The sequence below is a fragment of the Bradyrhizobium sp. 190 genome (assembly GCF_023073415.1).
In the GTDB taxonomy this organism is placed as follows: Bacteria; Pseudomonadota; Alphaproteobacteria; order Rhizobiales; family Xanthobacteraceae; genus Bradyrhizobium.
In genome coordinates this window covers 1-17,755 of record NZ_JADPJL010000030.1, presented here as the reverse complement: position 1 = coordinate 17,755, position 17,755 = coordinate 1, and the positions used below count along the sequence as shown (strand labels likewise).

The following is a 17,755-nucleotide window of genomic DNA, read 5'->3' as shown; positions in this document are numbered from 1 at the left end:
CGAGGCTGTTTCTCTCTCAGAAACGTGGGCACACGGGTTTCGGGAAGGAGGCCATCGCTCGCCATCGGCGTCGGCGTGCCCTCAGCCCTTACTCGTTGTTGCTGCATCCAGTTAGCAACTGGCGTGCCATTCGTTCGCACGCGCGTTAAGCATCTGACTAGGCTCGACTAATAGCGCAGCGTCCGAGACCGGATGCTGTGGCGGACCCGACAGCGGCAAGGGTTCTGAGAGAAACCCGACAAAGCCCGGCGCGTGGATTCCACTACGAGTGTCGGGCGAAAGAGCGCGGAACGGGGAATGCCGGGCCGTACGCCCGAGACAATTGAGGAGACCACACGGTGCAGATGGGGTTCGAGGACACCGCCATCATCAAAGGCGAATGTTCCACGACCGGCATGATGGGTACTTGCCGTCAGATCGGGTGGCATATCGCTTGCTTTGCCAGTCGCGGAACGCTGTTTCCGTGTGACGCGATGTTGTGAGGACAATATGCCTGGAATTGGAAGTAAGTTGCCGCCCTTCGACATCACAGGCGTGAAGCCCGGCTTTCACCTGCAAGAGGAGAACGGGCAGAGCGCCTTCGAGACGCTGACTGAGAGGAGTTTCCCCGGAAAATGGAAAGTCATCTTCTTTTACCCGAAGGATTTCACATTCGTCTGCCCGACCGAAATCGCTGAGTTTGCTCGCCTGTCCAAGCATTTCGCCGATCGCGATGCAATCGTGCTTGGTGGCTTGACCGATAACGAGTTCTGCAAGCTCGCCTGGCGGCGTGAGCACAAGGATCTGCACCGTCTATCGATCTGGCAGTTTGCCGACACCAAGGGCGCACTGGTCGATGGCCTTGGAGTGCGATCGCGTGATGGCATCGCGCATCGCTACACCTTCATCGTCGATCCTGAGAACACGATCCAGCATGTCTATGCGACAAGCCTCAATGTCGGCCGCAGCCCGACGGACACGTTACGCGTTCTGGATGCGATACAGACTGATGAGCTCTGCCCTTGCAACCGCGAAATCGGCGGCGACACGCTTAAAATTGCCTGAGGCAACATATCGAAAGTGCAGCAAGGAGCAGCTCCCGCATTCGAAGGACGTCAGATTCAATCGTTTGTCGGATACCAGATGAGACGATCTTACCGCAAATGCGGCCTGCTGCTAGCGAGTGCGGCCCGCAATTCAATTCTCATTGCCGCCATGGAGTCTGCCGCGGCCGCCGCGCTGTCCGCGCGCGGCAGTCGCGGCGGCGAAATCGACGGCCTCGATGATGACGATGAACAATGTTCAGTACCGCTTTGCTCACCTCACAACAAATCCCGCATACAAGAGGATGCCGGCGCGGCTCCGCATGAACATACAAAATACTTGTACGCTTCTGCGCCTGCTGGACGCACATCTCCTGCCGGAGTACCTTTATATTGTCGCCGTAGGCCGGACCGCGGCTATTCCCTTCCGCCTTGCCGGCCGGCAGCATCATCAGAGCGATCTGCGTCAGCCGCAGGCCGCTAATGCTGTAGGCCGACGATGCCGGCGCCCACGGACTCGGAAAAAATGGTGCCAAGCTCCCTCTTCGGGGCAACTAGATTCCAGTCGCCGCGCCTCGAGAAGGGTGGAGGCAGAGGGAGATGGCTCAGCGCCGAATGACGTCTACCGGCCGAGATGATGATCCGCCGGCACGCTCGCGGACCGTATTTCCGGGCTCGGTAAATCTATATTCACCGATGTAAGCCGCACTTGAGACGAACGAGTCGGGTTTATCAGCCCCTGATTGAAACCATGACACTCGACGAGGTTTAGGCCAAGTGAGCCGGTCTATCGGGAAATCGGTCAGCTCGTTCATCGCGCGAGCTGTCCCTCGGGCGCAGGGACCTGAAACGATCAGGTGGCCCGGCGGTCGTAAGCCGCCTGGCCGTCTCGATCATCACGCCGGTCGATTTCCGAACATTGACGCGTATCTCAGCGCTGGTGACCCAAGCCAATCCCCAAGGTACGTGCTTTCTGTCTTAGAGAGCCCTCGGATCGCTTCATAAGCTTTGAAACCCTAGCTACAGGGGTGCGGGCCTTTGAGTGCGCTTTGAGCAGCTTGACGTCATCCTTACTATACTCTTTGCGCTTGGTGCTTTTTGCCACGTGTTCTCCGATTTCGCTTTGCACATCTGCCTGTAGCGTCTTGTTTTTGGCGAAGACGCAACTGCTTCCCATTACCATATCAATGGTCATCGACAACTATTCAAGCGGATTTTTCTCTTCGAGATAAGAACTGGAACTACACGCGAATTTGTCCTCTGTCCTCTGGATCTTTATCCGTGTGACAAACCCGATTTTCGACGCGCACGTCAGCCCCTTCAACATGGATCGCGGTAGGGACGCTCATTGCTGAGCGCCCCCCGCACAGAACCGTACGTGCGGCTTTCCCGCATACGGCTCCCACCTTGGGTGGGTGACGGCGAAGCGTATTTCAGGCCATGGATGAAGGGTAGTCGGTTTCGGGAGCCAATCTTTGGCCAACTGCGTGATCTGCTCCCAGGTCGTGCTGTCTTTCTGGCTGCGTCGCCTGAGCGATCGTTGCCAGAGTTCGGTGACGAAGAAGCGGAATGCAGCCAGCGCCTGACTGTTGGTCGGCACGGCATGATAGTTGAAGTAGCCCTTGACGACCTGTCTCAGCCATTTCCCCTGGACCGAGATCGGCTGGTGCCTGCGCTGCCGCAGCTCCTGCTTGATGGCTTGCAGCTTCGCCCGCATGCGGTCTCGCCGGGTTTTCCTCTTGAGGAGGAACTTGCCGCGACGCGACTTGCCGCAGATAAAGCTGAAGCCCAGGAAGTTGAAGGTCTCCGGCTTGCCCAACCCGCGCCTCTCGCGGTTCGCCGCCGCATGGCGGCCGAACTCGATCAGGCGGGTCTTGTCCGGGTTTAGCGACAGTGCGAACTCTCCTAACCGCTCGCGCATGGCCTCCAGAAAGCGCCGGGCGTCGGCCTCGTGTTCGAAGCCGACGATAATGTCATCGGCGTAGCGCACGATGATCATGTCGCCCGCGGCCTCGCGCTTTCGCCAGCGCTCGGCCCAAAGATCGAAGGCGTAGTGCAGGTAGACGTTGGCCAGGAGCGGTGAGATCACCGCGCCCTGTCCTGTCCCCTTGTCGCTGACCGCCACGATCCCGTCTTCCAGGATGCCCGCCCTCAGCCACTTCTGGATCAGGCGGATGATGCGCTTGTCGCCGATCCGATGCTCCACGAATCGGATGAGCCAGTCTTTGCTCACCTCGTCGAAGAACGACCGGATGTCGGCGTCCAGTATGAAGTTCACCTTCCTGCTGTCGATTCCGACACAGAGCGCGTCAAGCGCATCGTGCGTGCCGCGCCCCGGCCGGAACCCGTAACTGAACCCGAGGAAGTCTTCCTCGTAGATCGCGTTCAGCAGTGCGGTCGTCGCCCGTTGGACGATCTTGTCCTCTAACGCAGCAACCGCCAACGGGCGCTGTCGGCCATCCGGCTTGGGTATATAAACCCGTCGGCTTGGTTGCGCCCGATACGCTCCCCGATGGACCCGTGCATGCAGATCCTCGAGATTGCGCTCAAGATCTGCCGCATAGTCCTGCCACCTCAGCCCATCCACTCCCGCTGCCGCGTCCTCTTTGAGTTCGAGGAACGCCTGTTCGAGGTGATCTGTGCTGATGTGATGGAGCAGCGTGGTGAACTTCTCCTTTGTCCTTTGCCTTGCTACTTGCCGTATGCGCTCCAGCCCCTGTGACACGGTCACCCGTTTCTGTGCCCGGCCCGTGCTGTGCTGGCTCGCATTCCCCTTGGCCCCTGCCCTTGGCTCAACCGACTCCGCGGCGGATCGCTCCGCGTTGTTCACCGGCTTCACAGCTACTACGGCGGGGTCTGACTTCTCACGTTCGTGCGTCATCGGCTACGGCTCCTCACCTTCCCGATGCGGGCCTTGGGGGACGACCTGTCCATCGGCCGAACGTGAGACCTCCCAGGTTCCGACGTCTTCCTTTTGTGCGTGATGGGTTCTTCGACCACGGCAGAGCGTCAGTCCCTCGCATCGCGGGACCGCACATGTTGCCTTCGACGTTGCTTACCGGCTCGGCCTCTGCGGTTTTATGGCTTTCGCGGCTCAATAGCTCACCCCACACAATCGCTGTGTACGCTTCGCACCCGCCGTCGCCGGCGACCACGCAACACTCGCTACCGGGCGCCCGCTACGGCCTACCCGGACCGGTCTCTCACCGGCAGGAAAACGCCAGCTTACCTGGCGCACAAGCAAGCCATAGAGTCGTCCTGCATCTGAGACCCGAGGCCAGGATGCCGATATCGCGGCGGCGCCCGATGTTCTGGCGCTCGCGCCGCCCATTCCCAACAAATCTAACCGCGTCGTCATCCATCGCTTCAACAAACGCGCCTACAAAGGCCGAAATGTCATCGAGCGCTGCTTTTGCAGGCTCAAAGACTTCCGCCGTATCGCCACCCGATACGACAAGCTCGCCCGGAATTTCTTGGCCGCTGTTCATCTCGCCGCTCTCGTCGCATATTGGCTCAATTGAATCTGGACCCTAGGATCGCGCGGCCGACCCGCCCATGCCACAGACGCCACTTCACGGCTCTGATGTCCCTGTCGATGGTTGGAAGCGCTTCAAAGGGGCCTGATCGGGATCGTACGATGTGATCGGCGATCTGCTGCATGGGCTGGATCTTCATGGCAATATGAAACCAGTCGATGATGTGGGTCGTTGGTTTCGGCATGGCGCGGGGCAGCCGCTTTAGGATTTCGGCCCCGTCCGAGATCACCGTCACATCCCCAAAGCCGCGATATCCGACTTCCTGGCGAGAGTGAAGAGCACGATCGCGGATTGCCTGCTGGTCGGTGCTGCCGGTGACGAAATAGCGACCGCCCCTTTCTCCCCGTCCCCCGCGGCCGCATCTGGCCACGACGAGCTCGAAATTTCGCGCCGAATGTTGATCAGCGCTACGAACGTGCGCCGTATCAATACTGATGGCGAACTCTTTGCGCCGATCTCCGGGAAGCTGCATCTCAAGCTGGCATCGGTCATCCGTTTGGGACCTCGCGCGCCAAGTTTCCTGCATGACCTGGTCGTCGAGCCGCTTGTCGATCCTGATGGTACGCTTGCGCACGGTCGCATGCGTCTCAGTCGGTTCAGTGGGCAGGAAATCGGCCAGCACCTTCGCCGCCCGGCGGTAGGGCAGCATGCTTCCTAGCCGCGCCGTCAGTTCCATCAGCTCCCGCTCGATCGGGACAAATTTCCTTCAGCGGCGCGAAGGCACCGACCATCCCTGGATGGCATTCCCGGCACAGCATCCATCGGGGATTGCGAACCTCAACGGTGCCGAAGACGGTTCGGATCCGGCGTGTCGTGTAGTCCTTGACCGGTCGGAACGTATGGCAATCCGGGCAAACCCGGCGAAGAAGGGCATACGTCTCCGCCTCATGATTCACGACCGCGTTCTGCAGCGCTGCCATGATCTTCTTGCTATCGCCGATCGACAAGCCGATGTCGCCGTCGAACAGGCTCTCCCAGCTCTTGTCTATGCGGACCTCCTTCCGGCATGTGTCGCCAAATTCGTTCCGGCCCTCGATCGTAACCGTCCATTCCACCGCCATCGCTTTGTCTCAAAACGATGCTGATGGACTGCTCGAGCCTAACAACCCGTGTTTGACCCCAGAGAAGTTACCGGTCTCCTCACGACCGACCGCGCATGACTCGGGGTCAATGTGGATCGCTACTCCTTCATTGCAATGGACTTGCACCATCTACTCCTTGCCGGTCTCCCGGCGCACCTTGTTCCGACCCCTTCAGGGGCTCAGCTCGTTCGGCGTGGCCGATCACCCCGATCAAAGCATCGACATAGGCGTCGAATGCGGCTTCACTCTCGGCTGTCCAGTCGGGCATGGCGGGGCGCTTCCCTGATCACGAAGCAGCACCCTAACAAATCCGCGACCAGCGCGAATCCCCCCGCATCCGCGACTTTCTGACTCAGTAAGACTAGGCGCCCGCCGCCGCCGGCATCAACCGGCGGGCAGATGCGCCGAGGGCAACAAGCGCGCCTGACGCAACGCCGCTAGATCAGCCGAGCCGGTGCAGAAGCAGGCGACGGCCAACTGGCGGATGACGATCTCGAAATGCGCGACAACCGCCTCGGTGGACACCGTAGCCGCACGCAGCACGCCGGCCGCCTGCCCGGCGATGTCCGCGCCCAGGCGGATGGCCTTGGCCACGTCGACGCCGTCGCGGATCCCGCTCGACGCGATCAGCTTCACCGTTGGCAGCGCCCGACGTACCGCCTGCACGCTGGCCGGGGTCGAATCCCCCAATCGGCGAACGCCATCGCCACTGCACGGTCGGCGGCATCGCGGGCGCGCTCGCCCTCCACCGCGGCCCAACTGGTGCCGCCGGCGCCGGCGACATCGATCACCGCCACGCCCGCCTCGACGAGCGCACAGGCCACCGAGGCGGACAGGCCCGACCCCACTTCCTTGGCCACGATCGGCACGCCCACGCTACGCGCGGCGCGAGCGATCTGCGCCAGGACGCCGCGCCAGTCGCGGTCGCCCTCCGGCTGTACCGCTTCCTGCAGCGGATTGAGATGGACGATGAGTCCATCGGCCTCCAGCCGCATCCACCGCCCGGCGCGCCAGGTCCAGGCCGTCGGCCTCGCGCAGTTGCGCGGCGCCGATATTGGCCAGCAAGGGAATGTCTGGGGCCAGGCGGCGCAGCGCGCGCGTCAGCCCCTGGGAGTTGCGGGATTGCAGGCTCACGCGCTGCGAACCGACGCACACGGCGGTCCCCAAGGCTTGCGCTGCCTCGCCCAGATGCCGGTTGATGGCCTCGGCGCGTGGCATGCCGCCGGTCATGGAGCTGATCAGCAGCGGCGCGCGCATGGTCTTGCCCAGCAGCGAGGCGCGCAGGTCGATCTGCGTCAGGTCCAACTCGGGCAATGCGCAGTGTTCGAAACGGATGGACTCCCAGCCGGCGGCGACCGTGGCCGGCGCCGTTCGCCGATCCAGCACGATGTCCAGATGGTCGTCCTTGCGCCGGCTCAGGGCGGTGTCGCTCATGCTCGCTCCATCCGTCGCATCGGGCGACGGCGTTGCGTCGGATCGGACCGACGGCAGCGCGCGCACGCCGCCGCCTCCCGCGCATTCAGGCCGGCGCACGCTGGCCTCCCCCCGCAGCGTCGCTGCGGTAGCGGCTGGTCGAGGTCTGGTAGTACTGCGCGCGGATGGCCGCCATGGCCTCGATCAACGGTCCCCACGGCGCGGGAAAGCGTTCTTCCGCCATCACCCGGTGCAGCATGCGCGTATGGCCGGCCAGCTCGTCGTTGAGGAACTCCACCACAGGCATAGCCGGATAGCGCTGCAGCAGCAGGATCGCCGCGTTGTCGGCCTCGCCGGCCGACCTGTCCTTGTCGCGTCCATGCAGATCGTTCTGCAGGCGCCCTATCGCGGAGATGAGCCGCAGGACCTGGCGAAACGCCGGACGCGCGCGCAAGGTCGCCATGTCCAGCCCCCACAGCAACGACAGGCAACAGAACACGTTCGTGTAGGCGATCGAATCGATGCCGTTGTGCAGGTACTCGGCGTAGGACCAGCGTTCCGCCCCTGCCGCCTGCGCGTGTCCGGCGCGCAGCGCCGCGCAGTAGCACCAGGTATCGTCGAGAAGCTGAGCATAGTCGCGACGATCGTAGGCGAGCGCGGCCAGCGAAGCGCGCAGCACAGCGCAGCCCTCGAATCCGGGGAGCGCGCACGGCACGCCCTGCCCCAGCGCCTGCTCCACCGCGGCGAGCTGCTCCGGCGCGATCAGGCCAAGGTCGTTGCAATCGTCGAGCCAGAACAGCAGCGCCAGTTCGCGATAGAACGCCACGATCAGCGTTTCGTCCTGCGGATCGCGGCCGGTGCGGGCGCTGGTGTCGCGTAGGCTCGGGTGGATGCGCTGCAGGATGTACTGGCCGCCCCTGACCGCTTCCACGGCATGCTCGTCGGCGAACGCGGTCAGGGAACGCCCCCACTCCAGCACCTTCTGCAGCGCGCGTTCGGTCTGGATCATGGCGCCGCTCCTGCTCCCTCGGCCAGGACGCGCCGCCCCCAATGAAGCGCCAGCCACAACCCGGCGAGTTCGGCCACGCGCACGACCCGGGTGGGGCAATACAGTTCCTTGCCGATCCACAGCGGCGTCTGCGGCAATGCACGCGCCGCATGGCGGGCGAGCATCCACTCCAGCGCACGCGCCACCGCCTGCGCGATGCGCCGGCGCCCTGTCGGCTCTTCGCTCCCGTCCATCACGTACAACGCGAATAGCGCATAGGCGGTTTCCTCGAATGTGGACGCGCGACCGGCGCCCCAGCCGCCGTCGTCGCGCTGCGCCTGCAGCAGCGCCGCCAGCGCGCGCTCGTCGCGCCACTGGGGCTTGCCTTGCGCCAGCGCAGCGACCGCATGCGCGGTGGGATACAGCCACGAAACGTGCCATTTTTCGTTGTCCCATAGACCGTGCGGGTTGCGATTGGCCTCGACGTAGGCGCTGGTGCCGGCGGCGGGCTTTCCCAACAGTCGCAACGCATGCAGGGCATGGATGTTGGTCGACACCGAGGCATTGCGCTCGCCGGGGAAGGTGACGAACAGCTCGCCGATTTCGAAATGGCGCAACGCATCGACCGCCGGGTCGCGGCCTGCAAGGCGCAGGACGCACAACGCAACGGCGGTGTCGTCCGCATCGGCCGCGAAGTGCAAGGCCGGGCCCAGACCGCGCACGCCCAGGCGGGCGTCGAGCTGCGCGACGATCACGCGCACCGCCTCGGCGAGCGCGGGATGCGCGAACAGCCCGGCCAGATGCAGGGTGTACAGCGACCAGCATGGCTCGAACACATTGATCGGCCAGACGTTGGGAACGACACCTTCGATGCCGCTGCGCGTCGCTCGCGATGCCGCCTGCAGATACGCGTCGGCGCGCCCGACCTGCGGCGTGCTCCCCTGTGTCACGGCGTGCGCACGACACGCGGCGGTGGCCGCCGGACTGATGCCGATGCTGCCGTCGTCATCCGGGCATGCGGTGGTCGGCGACGTCCCCCAGGCTTCCCAGGAGTGCAGCAATGGATGGCCGCTCGGCAACGTCGCCGCCGCCCCCAGCTTGACCAGGCACGCTTGCCGCAACGGCAACAGCGCCGGGTGGCGCGGAAACGCCACGCCGCCCAGCAAGGATGCGGCCTCGCCGCACAACTGCGGCAGGATCAGCTCCGCGCCGATCGGCGCGTCTTCCGGCACCGCATGCGCGTAGGGATCGGGCTGGCGCTCGAGGAACCGGGTTGCAGCCTGGACTGCATCGGCAGCGCCGGGAAGAGGATCGGCACGCTGCAATGCCAGCAACGCCGCCCACGTGGGCGCATGGCGGAACAGCGGGAAGTCGGCGCTTCCCCATCCGCCGTCGGCCTGTTGCTGCGCGATGAGCCACGCGTATGCGTCCTGCCGACCGGTGACGTTGCCGTGGAACTGCAGAGCTCGCGCCGTGTCGTAGATGGAGGGACCGACGCTGCCGCCGTCGCTCATCTCGCTCAGCAGGTGGCGCAATTCGGAAAGGATCTGTTCGGACAGCGCGTTCACGCGGGATGTTCCTTCTGCAGACGGTTGACGAGAACCAGGATCGGGCAGACGCCGCGCACGTCGCCGCAGGCCCGTCGCGGCCCGGCGCATGGGCAGCGCCGGACGGCCGCCCTGCTCCGGCGCGGCGACGCGCCCCGATGCTGGCGCCGGTCCGCCGCATAGGCTTGCGCGCAGCGCGCCGTGTGCGCCGCGGCCGTGCTGGGCAACCGCTGCGATCGGCGCCGCGGACTCGGACACAGTAAGCATGCACCGCTGCCGCCGGCCGATCGCAGCGGCACAGGGCGACTCCATGCGGACGGGCGCGCTCATGCGCATGGCGCGTGCTTGAACAGATACGCGTTGGCCCGCTGCAGCATCTGCGCCAACCGTTCCGCACGTGGCCCCAGCGGGGCGATGGCCTCCCCGGCGTCGCGCAACAAATCCAGCGCGAACTGGCGCGCTGCCTGCAGCCCCATGATCGACGCGCAGGTCGGCTTCTGCGCCGCCGCGTCCTTGCCGGGGGTCTTGCCCAGCGTCGCGGTATCCGCTGTCGCGTCGATAATGTCGTCGACCACCTGCAACGCCAGGCCGAAACAGGCGGTGTAGCGATCGAGCGCACAGTACAGCGCAGCGTGCGCGGCATCCTCCGCGATGGCGCATAGCGCGCCCATGCGAACGGATGCGCGCACTAGCGCTCCGCTCTTCATCCGGTGCATCGCCACGATCCTGTCCAGCTCGACGTGCTTTCCGACCAGCGACAGATCCATGGCCTGCCCGCCTGCGGCACCCTCGGCGGACACCGCCTGCGCCAGTTCGCGCACGAGCGCGATACGGTTGTCGCCCGGCATATCCAGGCTCGCCAGGGTCAGGAAGGCGTGCGCCTGCAGCGCATCGCCGACCAGGATCGCAGTGGCTTCGCCGAACTTGACGTGCACGGTCGGAAGGCCGCGGCGAAGCACGTCGTCGTCCATCGCGGGCAGGTCGTCGTGGACCAGGGTACAGGCGTGCATCATCTCGATGGCGGCGCCGACGTTGTCGAGCATGTGCGCCGGCGTGTCGGCCAGTGCGCCGGCAGCCAGACAGAGCAAGGCGCGGGTGCGCTTCCCGCCGTGCAAGGTGGCGTAGCGCATAGCCGCCATCAGCTCGGTCTCACCGTCGTCTTCGGCGCAGAGAAGACGCGCCAGCGCCTGTTCGACCCGCTTTGCGCCGTCCTGCATCCAGATCTCCGGCAGCAGCCTGCCGGATGCGCCGCGCGCCTGCGCGCCCAATCCGCCGAGCGCGGAAACGCCAGTTCGGTCGTCGTGTAGCGTGGAACCGGTCTGCATGTTGTTCATGTCCTTGTGCCTGACACGGCCACGGCGAGCGCCGAGCCGCCGCGGTGTTGCCGGCGTCGCACCGAGCGCGCGCGCCGAGTGCAGCAATGCCGCGCGTCACCGGCGCCGCTGCCTCGCCACACGGGGCACGCGAGCCAGCTCATGAGAATCCGATGCGGATTGTCATGGACGGATGTGCGGTCGGGTAATAGCGCCGGCCTTTTTCGACGCCGCTCAGCAACCGCGGCCGCACCCCGGCCTTGTGCATGGTCAGCGCCAAGGCGATGCAGAACTGCACCAGTTCCAGCCATACCAAGTGGTAGCCGATGCAGACGTGTGGGCCGGTACCGAACTGCAGCATGTCCACCGGCCGGATCGGCTCCGTGCGTTGCAGCCACCGCGCCAGGCGGAACTGATCAGGCGCCTCGTGCAGCAGCGCCGAGGTCGAGAAATGCAGCAGCGGAATGCACAGATGGGTGCCCGCGGGAATGCGCCGTTGGCCGAGTTGCAATTCCTGCAGCGCGCGACGCGGCAGGAGCGTGGTCGCCGGATGCACGCGCAGCGTCTCGCGGAACAGCGCCTCGGCGACCGGACACTGCGCAAGGTCCGCGTGCCGGGTCGGCACCGCGCCCACGCGTTGCGCCTCCTCGACCAGGGCGTCCCACAGCACAGGCTGCCGCGCCAGCTCGATCACCATCCAGGCCATCGTCGAGGCAGTGGTGTCGTGACCGGCAAGCAGCAGCAAGCGGATATTGGCGACCAGGACGTCATCGGAGAGCGCATCGTCGCTGCGATCGAAGGCGCTCACCATGTCGTTGATCAACCCGGTGCGCGCGGCATGCGCGCGCGCGTCGCGGACGAACTGGCGCAACTGCGCGTCGATCCAGTCGCGGGCGGCGCGGCCGCGCCGCAAGGGCAGTCCGGGCAGGTCGACCGGGGGCGCGACGATCAACTGCAGCAGTTGCCGGTACTTGCGATGCCATCCCGGCAGGTCCTGCGCGGGGATTCCCAGGAGGCTGAAGATGAGCTTGAGCATCAGGTCGCCGGTTTCGCGCAGGATGGTTACCTCGCCGCGGTCGCGCCACGCCTGCACCCGCGCCCGGATGACGGGCACGAACAGGTCGCCGATGCCGGCCTGGGTCAGCCCCTTGGGCAGGAACGCCGCCTTGATCGCATCGCGCGCCTGCCGGTGCGCGCCGCCGTCCCGGGCAACCAACGTTCCGCCAAGCAATTCGGGCGCGATCTCTTCGATCAGCGCCGAGGACACGTCCTTGTGCCGGAGCAGTGCGAACGCATCCGGATCCACGCAGGTCATCAGGTGTCCGGCAGGGCCGAAATCCAGCCAGAAGTGGCTGCCCAGCGTCCGTTCCGCGCGCCGCAGCAGGCGCGGCAGGTCGCAGACGATGGCGGGAAGATGCCCGACCAGGGGGAAAGCGCCGGGCACGACCGGGATGTCGTACCGCAGCCGGTGCCGACGGTCCAGCGGGTTGAGCAGCATGTCCATCAGCAGCGCGGCGCCGCGGCCGCTTCGGCGGTGTCGCCGGCAGGCCGCGCGGCGCGGCTGTTGCCACCGTCGGCGTACGTCGGCACATGCGCCAGCATGCCGCCGTCGATGCACACGACCTGGCCGGTGATGAACGCAGCATCGTCGGAGAGCAGGAACGCCACCAGCGCGGCCACGTCCTCGGGGCGGCCGACGCGCGGCAGGAGCTGGTGCCGGCGCAGATGCCGTTGCATGCACTCGTCCAGCTTGGCGAGGAGACGCTCGGTCATGACGAGACCCGGCGCAACGGCGTTGCAGCGGATCTGCGCATGACCGTACTGGGTGGCGAGCGAGGCCGACAGCATGTTCATCGCCGCCTTCGACGCGGCGTAGGACGTCTGCGCGGTGTCACCGCTGAGCCCCTGGCACGACGACATGTTGACGATCGCGCCACCGCCGCGGGCGATCATCCGTGGGATGGCCTGCCGGCAGCAGAGCAGCGTGCCGCGCAGATTGGTCGCCATGGTCTGATCCCAGACCGCCAGGTCCAGGTCGAGGAGCGCGCGGTCGCGCGGGGTCAGATGCATGGCGCTCGCGTTGTTCACCAGCAGGTCGACCCCACCGAAGTGCCGCTCCGCCGTCTCGAACAGCGCTGCCACCGCCTGCGCATCGGCGATGTCCATGGCCAGGGCCAGCGCGTGGCCCGCTTCGGCCGCGATCTGCGCGGTGCAGGCGATGGCCGCCGAGCCATCAATGTCGGCCACCACCACTCTGCCGCCCTCGCGTGCGATGGCGAGGGCGCATGCCTTGCCGATGCCGGCGCCGGCGCCGGTCACCACGGCCACCTTGCCTTCAAACCGTGCCATCGTGTCCTCCTGGATTGCGTTGCTCGGCCTCCGCGGAGAAGGCGCAGGGTCGGCGCTGGCGCGCTCGTCATCGCCAGCGTCGCTTTCGATGACCCGAATGGCGGCGACTGGACACTGGCTTGCCGCGAGCCGCACGGCGGCGTGCAGCGCCTGCGGGACCGTCGCCACGCACACTTCGGCCACGCCGTCCGGTTCGCGCTGGCGAAAGGTGCCCGGCAGCGTCAGCACGCACTGCCCGGTGGTTCCGCACAGATCCTGGTCGACCACGACGCGCATCTCAGCCCCCCTGCGCATGCAGCCGCACCGGCAGCGCGCGGAACGTCCTAAGGAACGCGGAGGGCTCCCGGGTCGGCGGCTCGGCCAATGCCAGCGTGGGGAAGCGCACCTGGATCCGCGGCAGGCTCTCGGCCAACTGCACCCGGGCCAGTTGCGCACCGAGGCAGAAGTGGATGCCGTGGCCGAAGCTCAGCATGATCTTCCCGTCGGTCGACATGCCAGGACTGGTGCCGTAGAACCGCGCGGGATCGAAGCGGTCGGGATCGGCGAAGGCGTCCGGGTCGCGATTGCCGGCCGCGATCAGCACGCGCACGTCCGCGTTCTTCGGGATCACCACGCCGCCCAGTTCGATGTCGCGCTGGGCGATACGCGGAATGGAGCTGAACATGGCGGGCGCGTCGCAGCGCAGGACTTCTTCGACGAATGCCTCCACCCCCACGGCGTCTCCCTGCAGCCAGTGCCGCTGTTCGGGATACGCCAGCATCGCCACGACCGCATGGTCGATGGTCGCAGCAGTGGTTGCGAAGCCGCCCAGCAGCATGCCCCACAGCATGCTGATCAACTCCGCATCCGACAGCGTGTCGGCATCGTCGTCGTGTGCGCCGACCAGCATCGACACGATGTCGTGGCGGGGATCGGTGCGCTTGCGCTGAATGAGGTCGCCGAAGTAGGCCTGCACCCTGGCGCTGGCCGCGTCCGCCGCGGCGAGCTGGGGATCGTTGGCGTGCGGGCTCAGGCCTTCCAGAATGGCGCCGATGCCGGCGGCGAGCCCGAACATGTCGTCCTGGGGCATGCCGAACAGTTCGGCGAAGACCAGCATGGGCAAGGCCAGCGCGAATTCCCGATGCAGGTCCACCGGATCCCCGCGCTCCAGCGCGGGCGCCATGCCGTCCAGGCGCGCTGCGACGATGCGCGCGATGCTCGGCCGCAGGTTGTCGATCTGGCGCATGGTGAAATCGCGCGAGATCAGCCGGCGCAGACGCGTATGCGTCGGTGGTTCCTTCATCGCTAGCGTGGACGCCAGCAGATTGAGTGACAGGCTGGTCGCCGCACGCGGGAAATAGCGCGCCAGTTCGCCCGGCGCCGGTCCCCGAAACGCATCGCCCGTGGCCTTGAGCGCCCAGTAGATGTCGGCATGGCGGCTCAACAGAAAGAGGCCCGACGCCGCGCGATGCACCGGATCGTGCTCGCGCAACCACCGCATGAACGGATAGGGGTCGTGGATGCACGCTGGCGACGCCAGTTCGGCGAAGGCGTCCCGGCATGCTGCCGTGGTTTCTTGCACGTCCATCTTGGTTACCTGTTGGCTGGCTGATCTGACCGGCGCGCGCCAGGCGCGCCGGCAAATTGCGGAGAACATCGCGATTCCCGGCGGCGTCCGAGCATCACCAGAGCACCGGGAACTCCTCGAACCCGCCAGTGATGATCTCCTTGCGCAACTTCAGTTCTTCGGGCGCCACGGCCAGGCGCAGCGCGGGAAAGCGCTGGAAGATCGAACCGAACACCACCTTGAGTTCCAGCCTGGCCAGCGCCACGCCGATGCAGTAGTGCGGCCCGTAGGAGAACGCCAGGTGCGGATTTTCGTCGCGTCCGATGTCGAAGATTTCCGGGTCGTCGAAATGGCGCGGATCGAACGACGTCGCCGGCAGGCCGACCAGCACCTTGCTCTCCGCGGGAATATGCACTCCCGCGATGGTCACGTCGGTCCTCGGATAGCGCATGATGCCGTCCCAGCCCGCGCCCGGCGAGTACATGCGCAGGATTTCCTCCACCGCCTTGTCCACCAGGGATGGATCGCCGACCAGGCGTTCGCGCTGTTGCGGATGGCGGAACATGGCCAGCAGGCCGAATTCGATCTGCGCGACGGTGCTCTCGTGCCCCGCCACCAGCATGCCCGCCGCCAGGCCGATCGCCTCTTCCTCGGTCGCCTTGCCCTGGTCGACCGCCGCGAGCAGATCCGTCAGCAGGTTGTCGCCCGGATCCTGGCGCTTGTCCCGCATCTTGCCGCGAATGTAGGCGCGCAGTTCTTCCCAGGCCAGGCGCGACGCGCTGCGCGGGCCGCTTTCATGCTGGTGCGTCATCACCTCGTCGGACAGCCCGGCGAAAAAGGCGTGATCTTCGTAGAGCACGCCCAGCAGCGCGCTGATGACCATGGCCGGAAGCGGAAAGGAGAGGTGGCGCCGCAGGTCGGCGGGCTGGGGCTGGGCCGCCAGCGTCTCGAACAACTGCGCGGCGATCGCCTCGACCTGCTGCGCGAGCAGCTTCATCCTGCGGTTGCTGAAGGCCGGCGCCACGATCGTGCGTAACCGGGCATGCTCGCCCCCCTCGTGCGAGACCAGCCACCCCGGCGAACCGAGAATCACCGAATCCGGGGTGAATGCCGTCGGCGGCATTCCCGCGGGCCGGAACGCCGCGTCGGACAGCGCCGCCTTGGCCTCGTCGTAGCCTGTCACCCACCAGCCTTCGTGCCCGGACGGGAAGCGCACGCGGTGGATCGGACCGTTGGCGCGTAGCGCCAACATCTCGGGCGAGGGCTCGATGTGATCGACGCGCCACATCGGCAGCGTCGGCAAGGGTTGTTCGGACATCGTGGCACTTCACTCTCTAAGCGATGGAAGGGCGGAAGGTGACCGGCAGGCGCTGCGGGCAGCGAATGACGTAAGACGGCATGTAGACGACGTCCTCCGCGGCGTAGCCCGACTCGATTATCAAGATCGGCCAACGTGTAACTGTCTAGGCATACCGCGCGGCGAGATGCAGAACTTTATCCTGCGCCTTCGAGTTCAGGATAAGGCGAGTGTGGTGGGCCTTTGAGTCGCAGCCGGCCATCAAGATTTCCTGCGCAAGGGTCGACAAGGGCGGCGAGCCTGTTTGGTAGGGGGCGGTTTCGCCGAGGCCCCTTCCCATAGAATGCTATCTGATGCGGATTTGACATTTTGCTTTTCTTTCTTCGTTCCATCGATCGCGGTGTCATCCACGAAATGAGGATGCAGTTGCTACAGCCGCTTTTGCCGCTAGGTTCTTTGCTCATCATCCCAGCAATCGGCGTGCCACGTCGAATACCGTGCTCGCCCGCATAGCGAGACTGAAACACGCATGCGCGCCAACATGTCCGCTGGAATGGTCGCAACATTTTGTCAGGTTCGCGACATCGATGCGTATCCATCTGTGACCTGCATAGAGAGGTCGAAGCCCCACATTTAAATCAACATCGAACTCTGATTAAGATGAGCAAGCACTACGATCTCGCATCGAGGTTCACAATTACGACCATCTACAAATAACCCAGGCAAAAGTGCTGGGGATCGACAAGAGTGACTTGGGTGGTACTGACCTGCCCCGGGTACGTTCCGGGGACCTGATCTTCGCTCGAAAAACTGGACAGGAGTTAATCCATGTGCCTCGCCACTCTCAAGCGTCCGGTGAAGCCGGTGAAGACCGCGTAGCGGTCACTCAGGCAGCTTTTTCGGCTCGCTTGTTTCGGTCACGCCAATTCCACGGAAGCAGTTCGTCGAGCTTTTGGGCTGGATGTGCGGCGATGCGCGCCAGGACGTCGGCGAGCCAGGCTTGAGGGTCTACGTCCTTCATCTTCGAGGTTTATGCCGACTGCCGAACTATGCTGAACGAGCTTGTTTTCCCCGAGATTCACTGTGAGCGGCGTGTAATTGGCTCGGCATAGTTTGTCTTGTGCCTCCGCTTTCAACTGCGGAGGCCAGCATATGATTGCAGAAGAGTATTTGCGCGGCAGCCACTATTTCGGCGCCTGAAGAGTGGACCCCACGGACAGCTCGTCGAACTCTACGCGGCGCTTCTCGTGAAGACGAACTCGCTGGCCACGGCACATGGCGATGCCTGAACTTGGTCTGCGGTCTCTTCAGCTGGATTAAAAGATCTGGCGTCTACGAGCACCACATGCGACCCGCTTCCAGCCGAGTGACCGCCGCTCACCTTCCTTGAGGCGCTGTAAGACGCCAGACTATGCCGAATGGAACCGGAACCACGACCGCTCGACTACCCGCAATTACGCGCAGACAACGGGCTCTTCCCAAAACCCTTCGGCATAGTTCGGCAGTCGGCATAAACAGCTTTGGACGAACCCACTCCGCGGGAGGGTATCCGCGTTGAGCCCAGCGCATCCCCCTGAAGCCAGCCAGTGTCTCTGACCCCGGCACCACCCGCACAGCGATGTAATCCATCCAATTTCAGAAGAGCTTGCCCCTGGCAAGATG

The 17,755-nt window shown here is 65.1% G+C and carries 12 protein-coding genes and 5 pseudogenes; 2 read left to right on the top strand and 15 right to left on the bottom strand.

What is annotated here, in order from left to right; translation table 11 throughout:
- Positions 1–489: 489 nt before the first annotated feature.
- Positions 490–1,044 carry a peroxiredoxin gene (locus tag IVB22_RS19260; RefSeq protein ID WP_247518882.1) on the top strand — a complete coding sequence of 185 codons (555 nt, stop codon included), beginning with the start codon at positions 490–492 and terminating at the stop codon, positions 1,042–1,044.
- Positions 1,045–1,953: 909 nt separating this feature from the next.
- Here the strand turns inward: IVB22_RS19260 and IVB22_RS19255 are convergent.
- Both IVB22_RS19255 and ltrA read right to left on the bottom strand, forming a co-directional pair.
- Entirely contained in the window at positions 1,954–2,217 is a 264-nt protein-coding gene (locus IVB22_RS19255) for a hypothetical protein (protein WP_247341862.1), read from the bottom strand.
- Positions 2,218–2,367: 150 nt separating this feature from the next.
- The gene (ltrA, locus tag IVB22_RS19250) at positions 2,368–3,903 is read right to left on the bottom strand and encodes a group II intron reverse transcriptase/maturase (protein WP_247518869.1); all 1,536 of its coding nucleotides are present in this window, start codon (positions 3,901–3,903) and stop codon (positions 2,368–2,370) included.
- Positions 3,904–4,274: 371 nt separating this feature from the next.
- Between ltrA and IVB22_RS41960 the strand changes: the two are divergent.
- Positions 4,275–4,543: pseudogene (locus tag IVB22_RS41960) on the top strand (transposase); the annotation flags it as partial.
- On the opposite strand, the gene IVB22_RS19240 reads toward IVB22_RS41960, so the two are convergent.
- The 13 genes and pseudogenes from IVB22_RS19240 to IVB22_RS19185 form a co-directional block, all read right to left on the bottom strand.
- Positions 4,536–5,234, bottom strand: a complete 699-nt coding sequence (locus IVB22_RS19240) for a hypothetical protein (RefSeq protein ID WP_247518868.1) — start codon at positions 5,232–5,234, stop codon at positions 4,536–4,538. The pseudogene IVB22_RS41960 and the gene IVB22_RS19240 overlap by 8 nt on opposite strands.
- The gene (locus IVB22_RS19235) at positions 5,155–5,619 is read right to left on the bottom strand and encodes a hypothetical protein (RefSeq protein WP_247518867.1); all 465 of its coding nucleotides are present in this window, start codon (positions 5,617–5,619) and stop codon (positions 5,155–5,157) included. Before IVB22_RS19235 ends, IVB22_RS19240 begins: the two co-directional genes overlap by 80 nt.
- Before the next feature lie 405 nt (positions 5,620–6,024).
- Positions 6,025–7,074: pseudogene (fni, locus tag IVB22_RS19230) on the bottom strand (type 2 isopentenyl-diphosphate Delta-isomerase).
- Positions 7,075–7,159: 85 nt separating this feature from the next.
- Entirely contained in the window at positions 7,160–8,062 is a 903-nt protein-coding gene (locus tag IVB22_RS19225) for a hypothetical protein (RefSeq protein ID WP_247518866.1), read from the bottom strand.
- Positions 8,059–9,609: a hypothetical protein gene (locus IVB22_RS19220; RefSeq protein WP_247518865.1), complete on the bottom strand. Its 1,551-nt coding sequence runs from the start codon at positions 9,607–9,609 to the stop codon at positions 8,059–8,061. The genes IVB22_RS19225 and IVB22_RS19220 overlap by 4 nt, the downstream gene beginning before the upstream one ends.
- Before the next feature lie 305 nt (positions 9,610–9,914).
- Positions 9,915–10,913, bottom strand: a complete 999-nt coding sequence (locus IVB22_RS19215; RefSeq protein WP_247511933.1) for a polyprenyl synthetase family protein — start codon at positions 10,911–10,913, stop codon at positions 9,915–9,917.
- 148 nt (positions 10,914–11,061) lie between these two features.
- Positions 11,062–12,405 carry a cytochrome P450 gene (locus tag IVB22_RS19210; protein ID WP_247518864.1) on the bottom strand — a complete coding sequence of 448 codons (1,344 nt, stop codon included), beginning with the start codon at positions 12,403–12,405 and terminating at the stop codon, positions 11,062–11,064.
- Positions 12,405–13,250, bottom strand: coding sequence for an SDR family oxidoreductase (locus IVB22_RS19205; RefSeq protein WP_308200426.1), 846 nt, complete (start codon positions 13,248–13,250; stop codon positions 12,405–12,407). Before IVB22_RS19205 ends, IVB22_RS19210 begins: the two co-directional genes overlap by 1 nt.
- 150 nt (positions 13,251–13,400) lie before the next feature.
- A pseudogene (locus IVB22_RS41630) lies at positions 13,401–13,526 on the bottom strand (ferredoxin); the annotation flags it as partial.
- Position 13,527: 1 nt separating this feature from the next.
- Positions 13,528–14,817 (bottom strand): cytochrome P450, encoded by a 1,290-nt coding sequence (locus IVB22_RS19200; protein ID WP_247511932.1) that lies wholly within the window; start codon positions 14,815–14,817, stop codon positions 13,528–13,530.
- Between the two features lie 94 nt (positions 14,818–14,911).
- Complete coding sequence (locus IVB22_RS19195) at positions 14,912–16,114, bottom strand: cytochrome P450 (RefSeq protein WP_247518863.1); 1,203 nt, start codon at positions 16,112–16,114, stop codon at positions 14,912–14,914.
- Positions 16,115–16,268: 154 nt separating this feature from the next.
- Positions 16,269–16,461, bottom strand: a pseudogene (gene nifH / locus IVB22_RS19190) (nitrogenase reductase); the annotation flags it as partial.
- A gap of 518 nt (positions 16,462–16,979) precedes the next feature.
- A pseudogene (locus IVB22_RS19185) lies at positions 16,980–17,123 on the bottom strand (transposase domain-containing protein); the annotation flags it as partial.
- Positions 17,124–17,755: the final 632 nt, after the last annotated feature.

Bases quoted from the DNA above. Each gene is read 5' to 3' on its own strand.
- IVB22_RS19260 (WP_247518882.1), top strand. From the start codon at position 490: ATGCCTGGAATTGGAAGTAAGTTGCCGCCCTTCGACATCACAGGCGTG.
- IVB22_RS19255 (WP_247341862.1), bottom strand. From the start codon at position 2,217: ATGACCATTGATATGGTAATGGGAAGCAGTTGCGTCTTCGCCAAAAAC.
- ltrA (WP_247518869.1), bottom strand. From the start codon at position 3,903: ATGACGCACGAACGTGAGAAGTCAGACCCCGCCGTAGTAGCTGTGAAG.
- IVB22_RS19240 (WP_247518868.1), bottom strand. From the start codon at position 5,234: ATGGAACTGACGGCGCGGCTAGGAAGCATGCTGCCCTACCGCCGGGCG.
- IVB22_RS19235 (WP_247518867.1), bottom strand. From the start codon at position 5,619: ATGGCGGTGGAATGGACGGTTACGATCGAGGGCCGGAACGAATTTGGC.
- IVB22_RS19225 (WP_247518866.1), bottom strand. From the start codon at position 8,062: ATGATCCAGACCGAACGCGCGCTGCAGAAGGTGCTGGAGTGGGGGCGT.
- IVB22_RS19215 (WP_247511933.1), bottom strand. From the start codon at position 10,913: ATGCAGACCGGTTCCACGCTACACGACGACCGAACTGGCGTTTCCGCG.
- IVB22_RS19210 (WP_247518864.1), bottom strand. From the start codon at position 12,405: ATGGACATGCTGCTCAACCCGCTGGACCGTCGGCACCGGCTGCGGTAC.
- IVB22_RS19205 (WP_308200426.1), bottom strand. From the start codon at position 13,250: ATGGCACGGTTTGAAGGCAAGGTGGCCGTGGTGACCGGCGCCGGCGCC.
- IVB22_RS19200 (WP_247511932.1), bottom strand. From the start codon at position 14,817: ATGGACGTGCAAGAAACCACGGCAGCATGCCGGGACGCCTTCGCCGAA.
- IVB22_RS19195 (WP_247518863.1), bottom strand. From the start codon at position 16,114: ATGTCCGAACAACCCTTGCCGACGCTGCCGATGTGGCGCGTCGATCAC.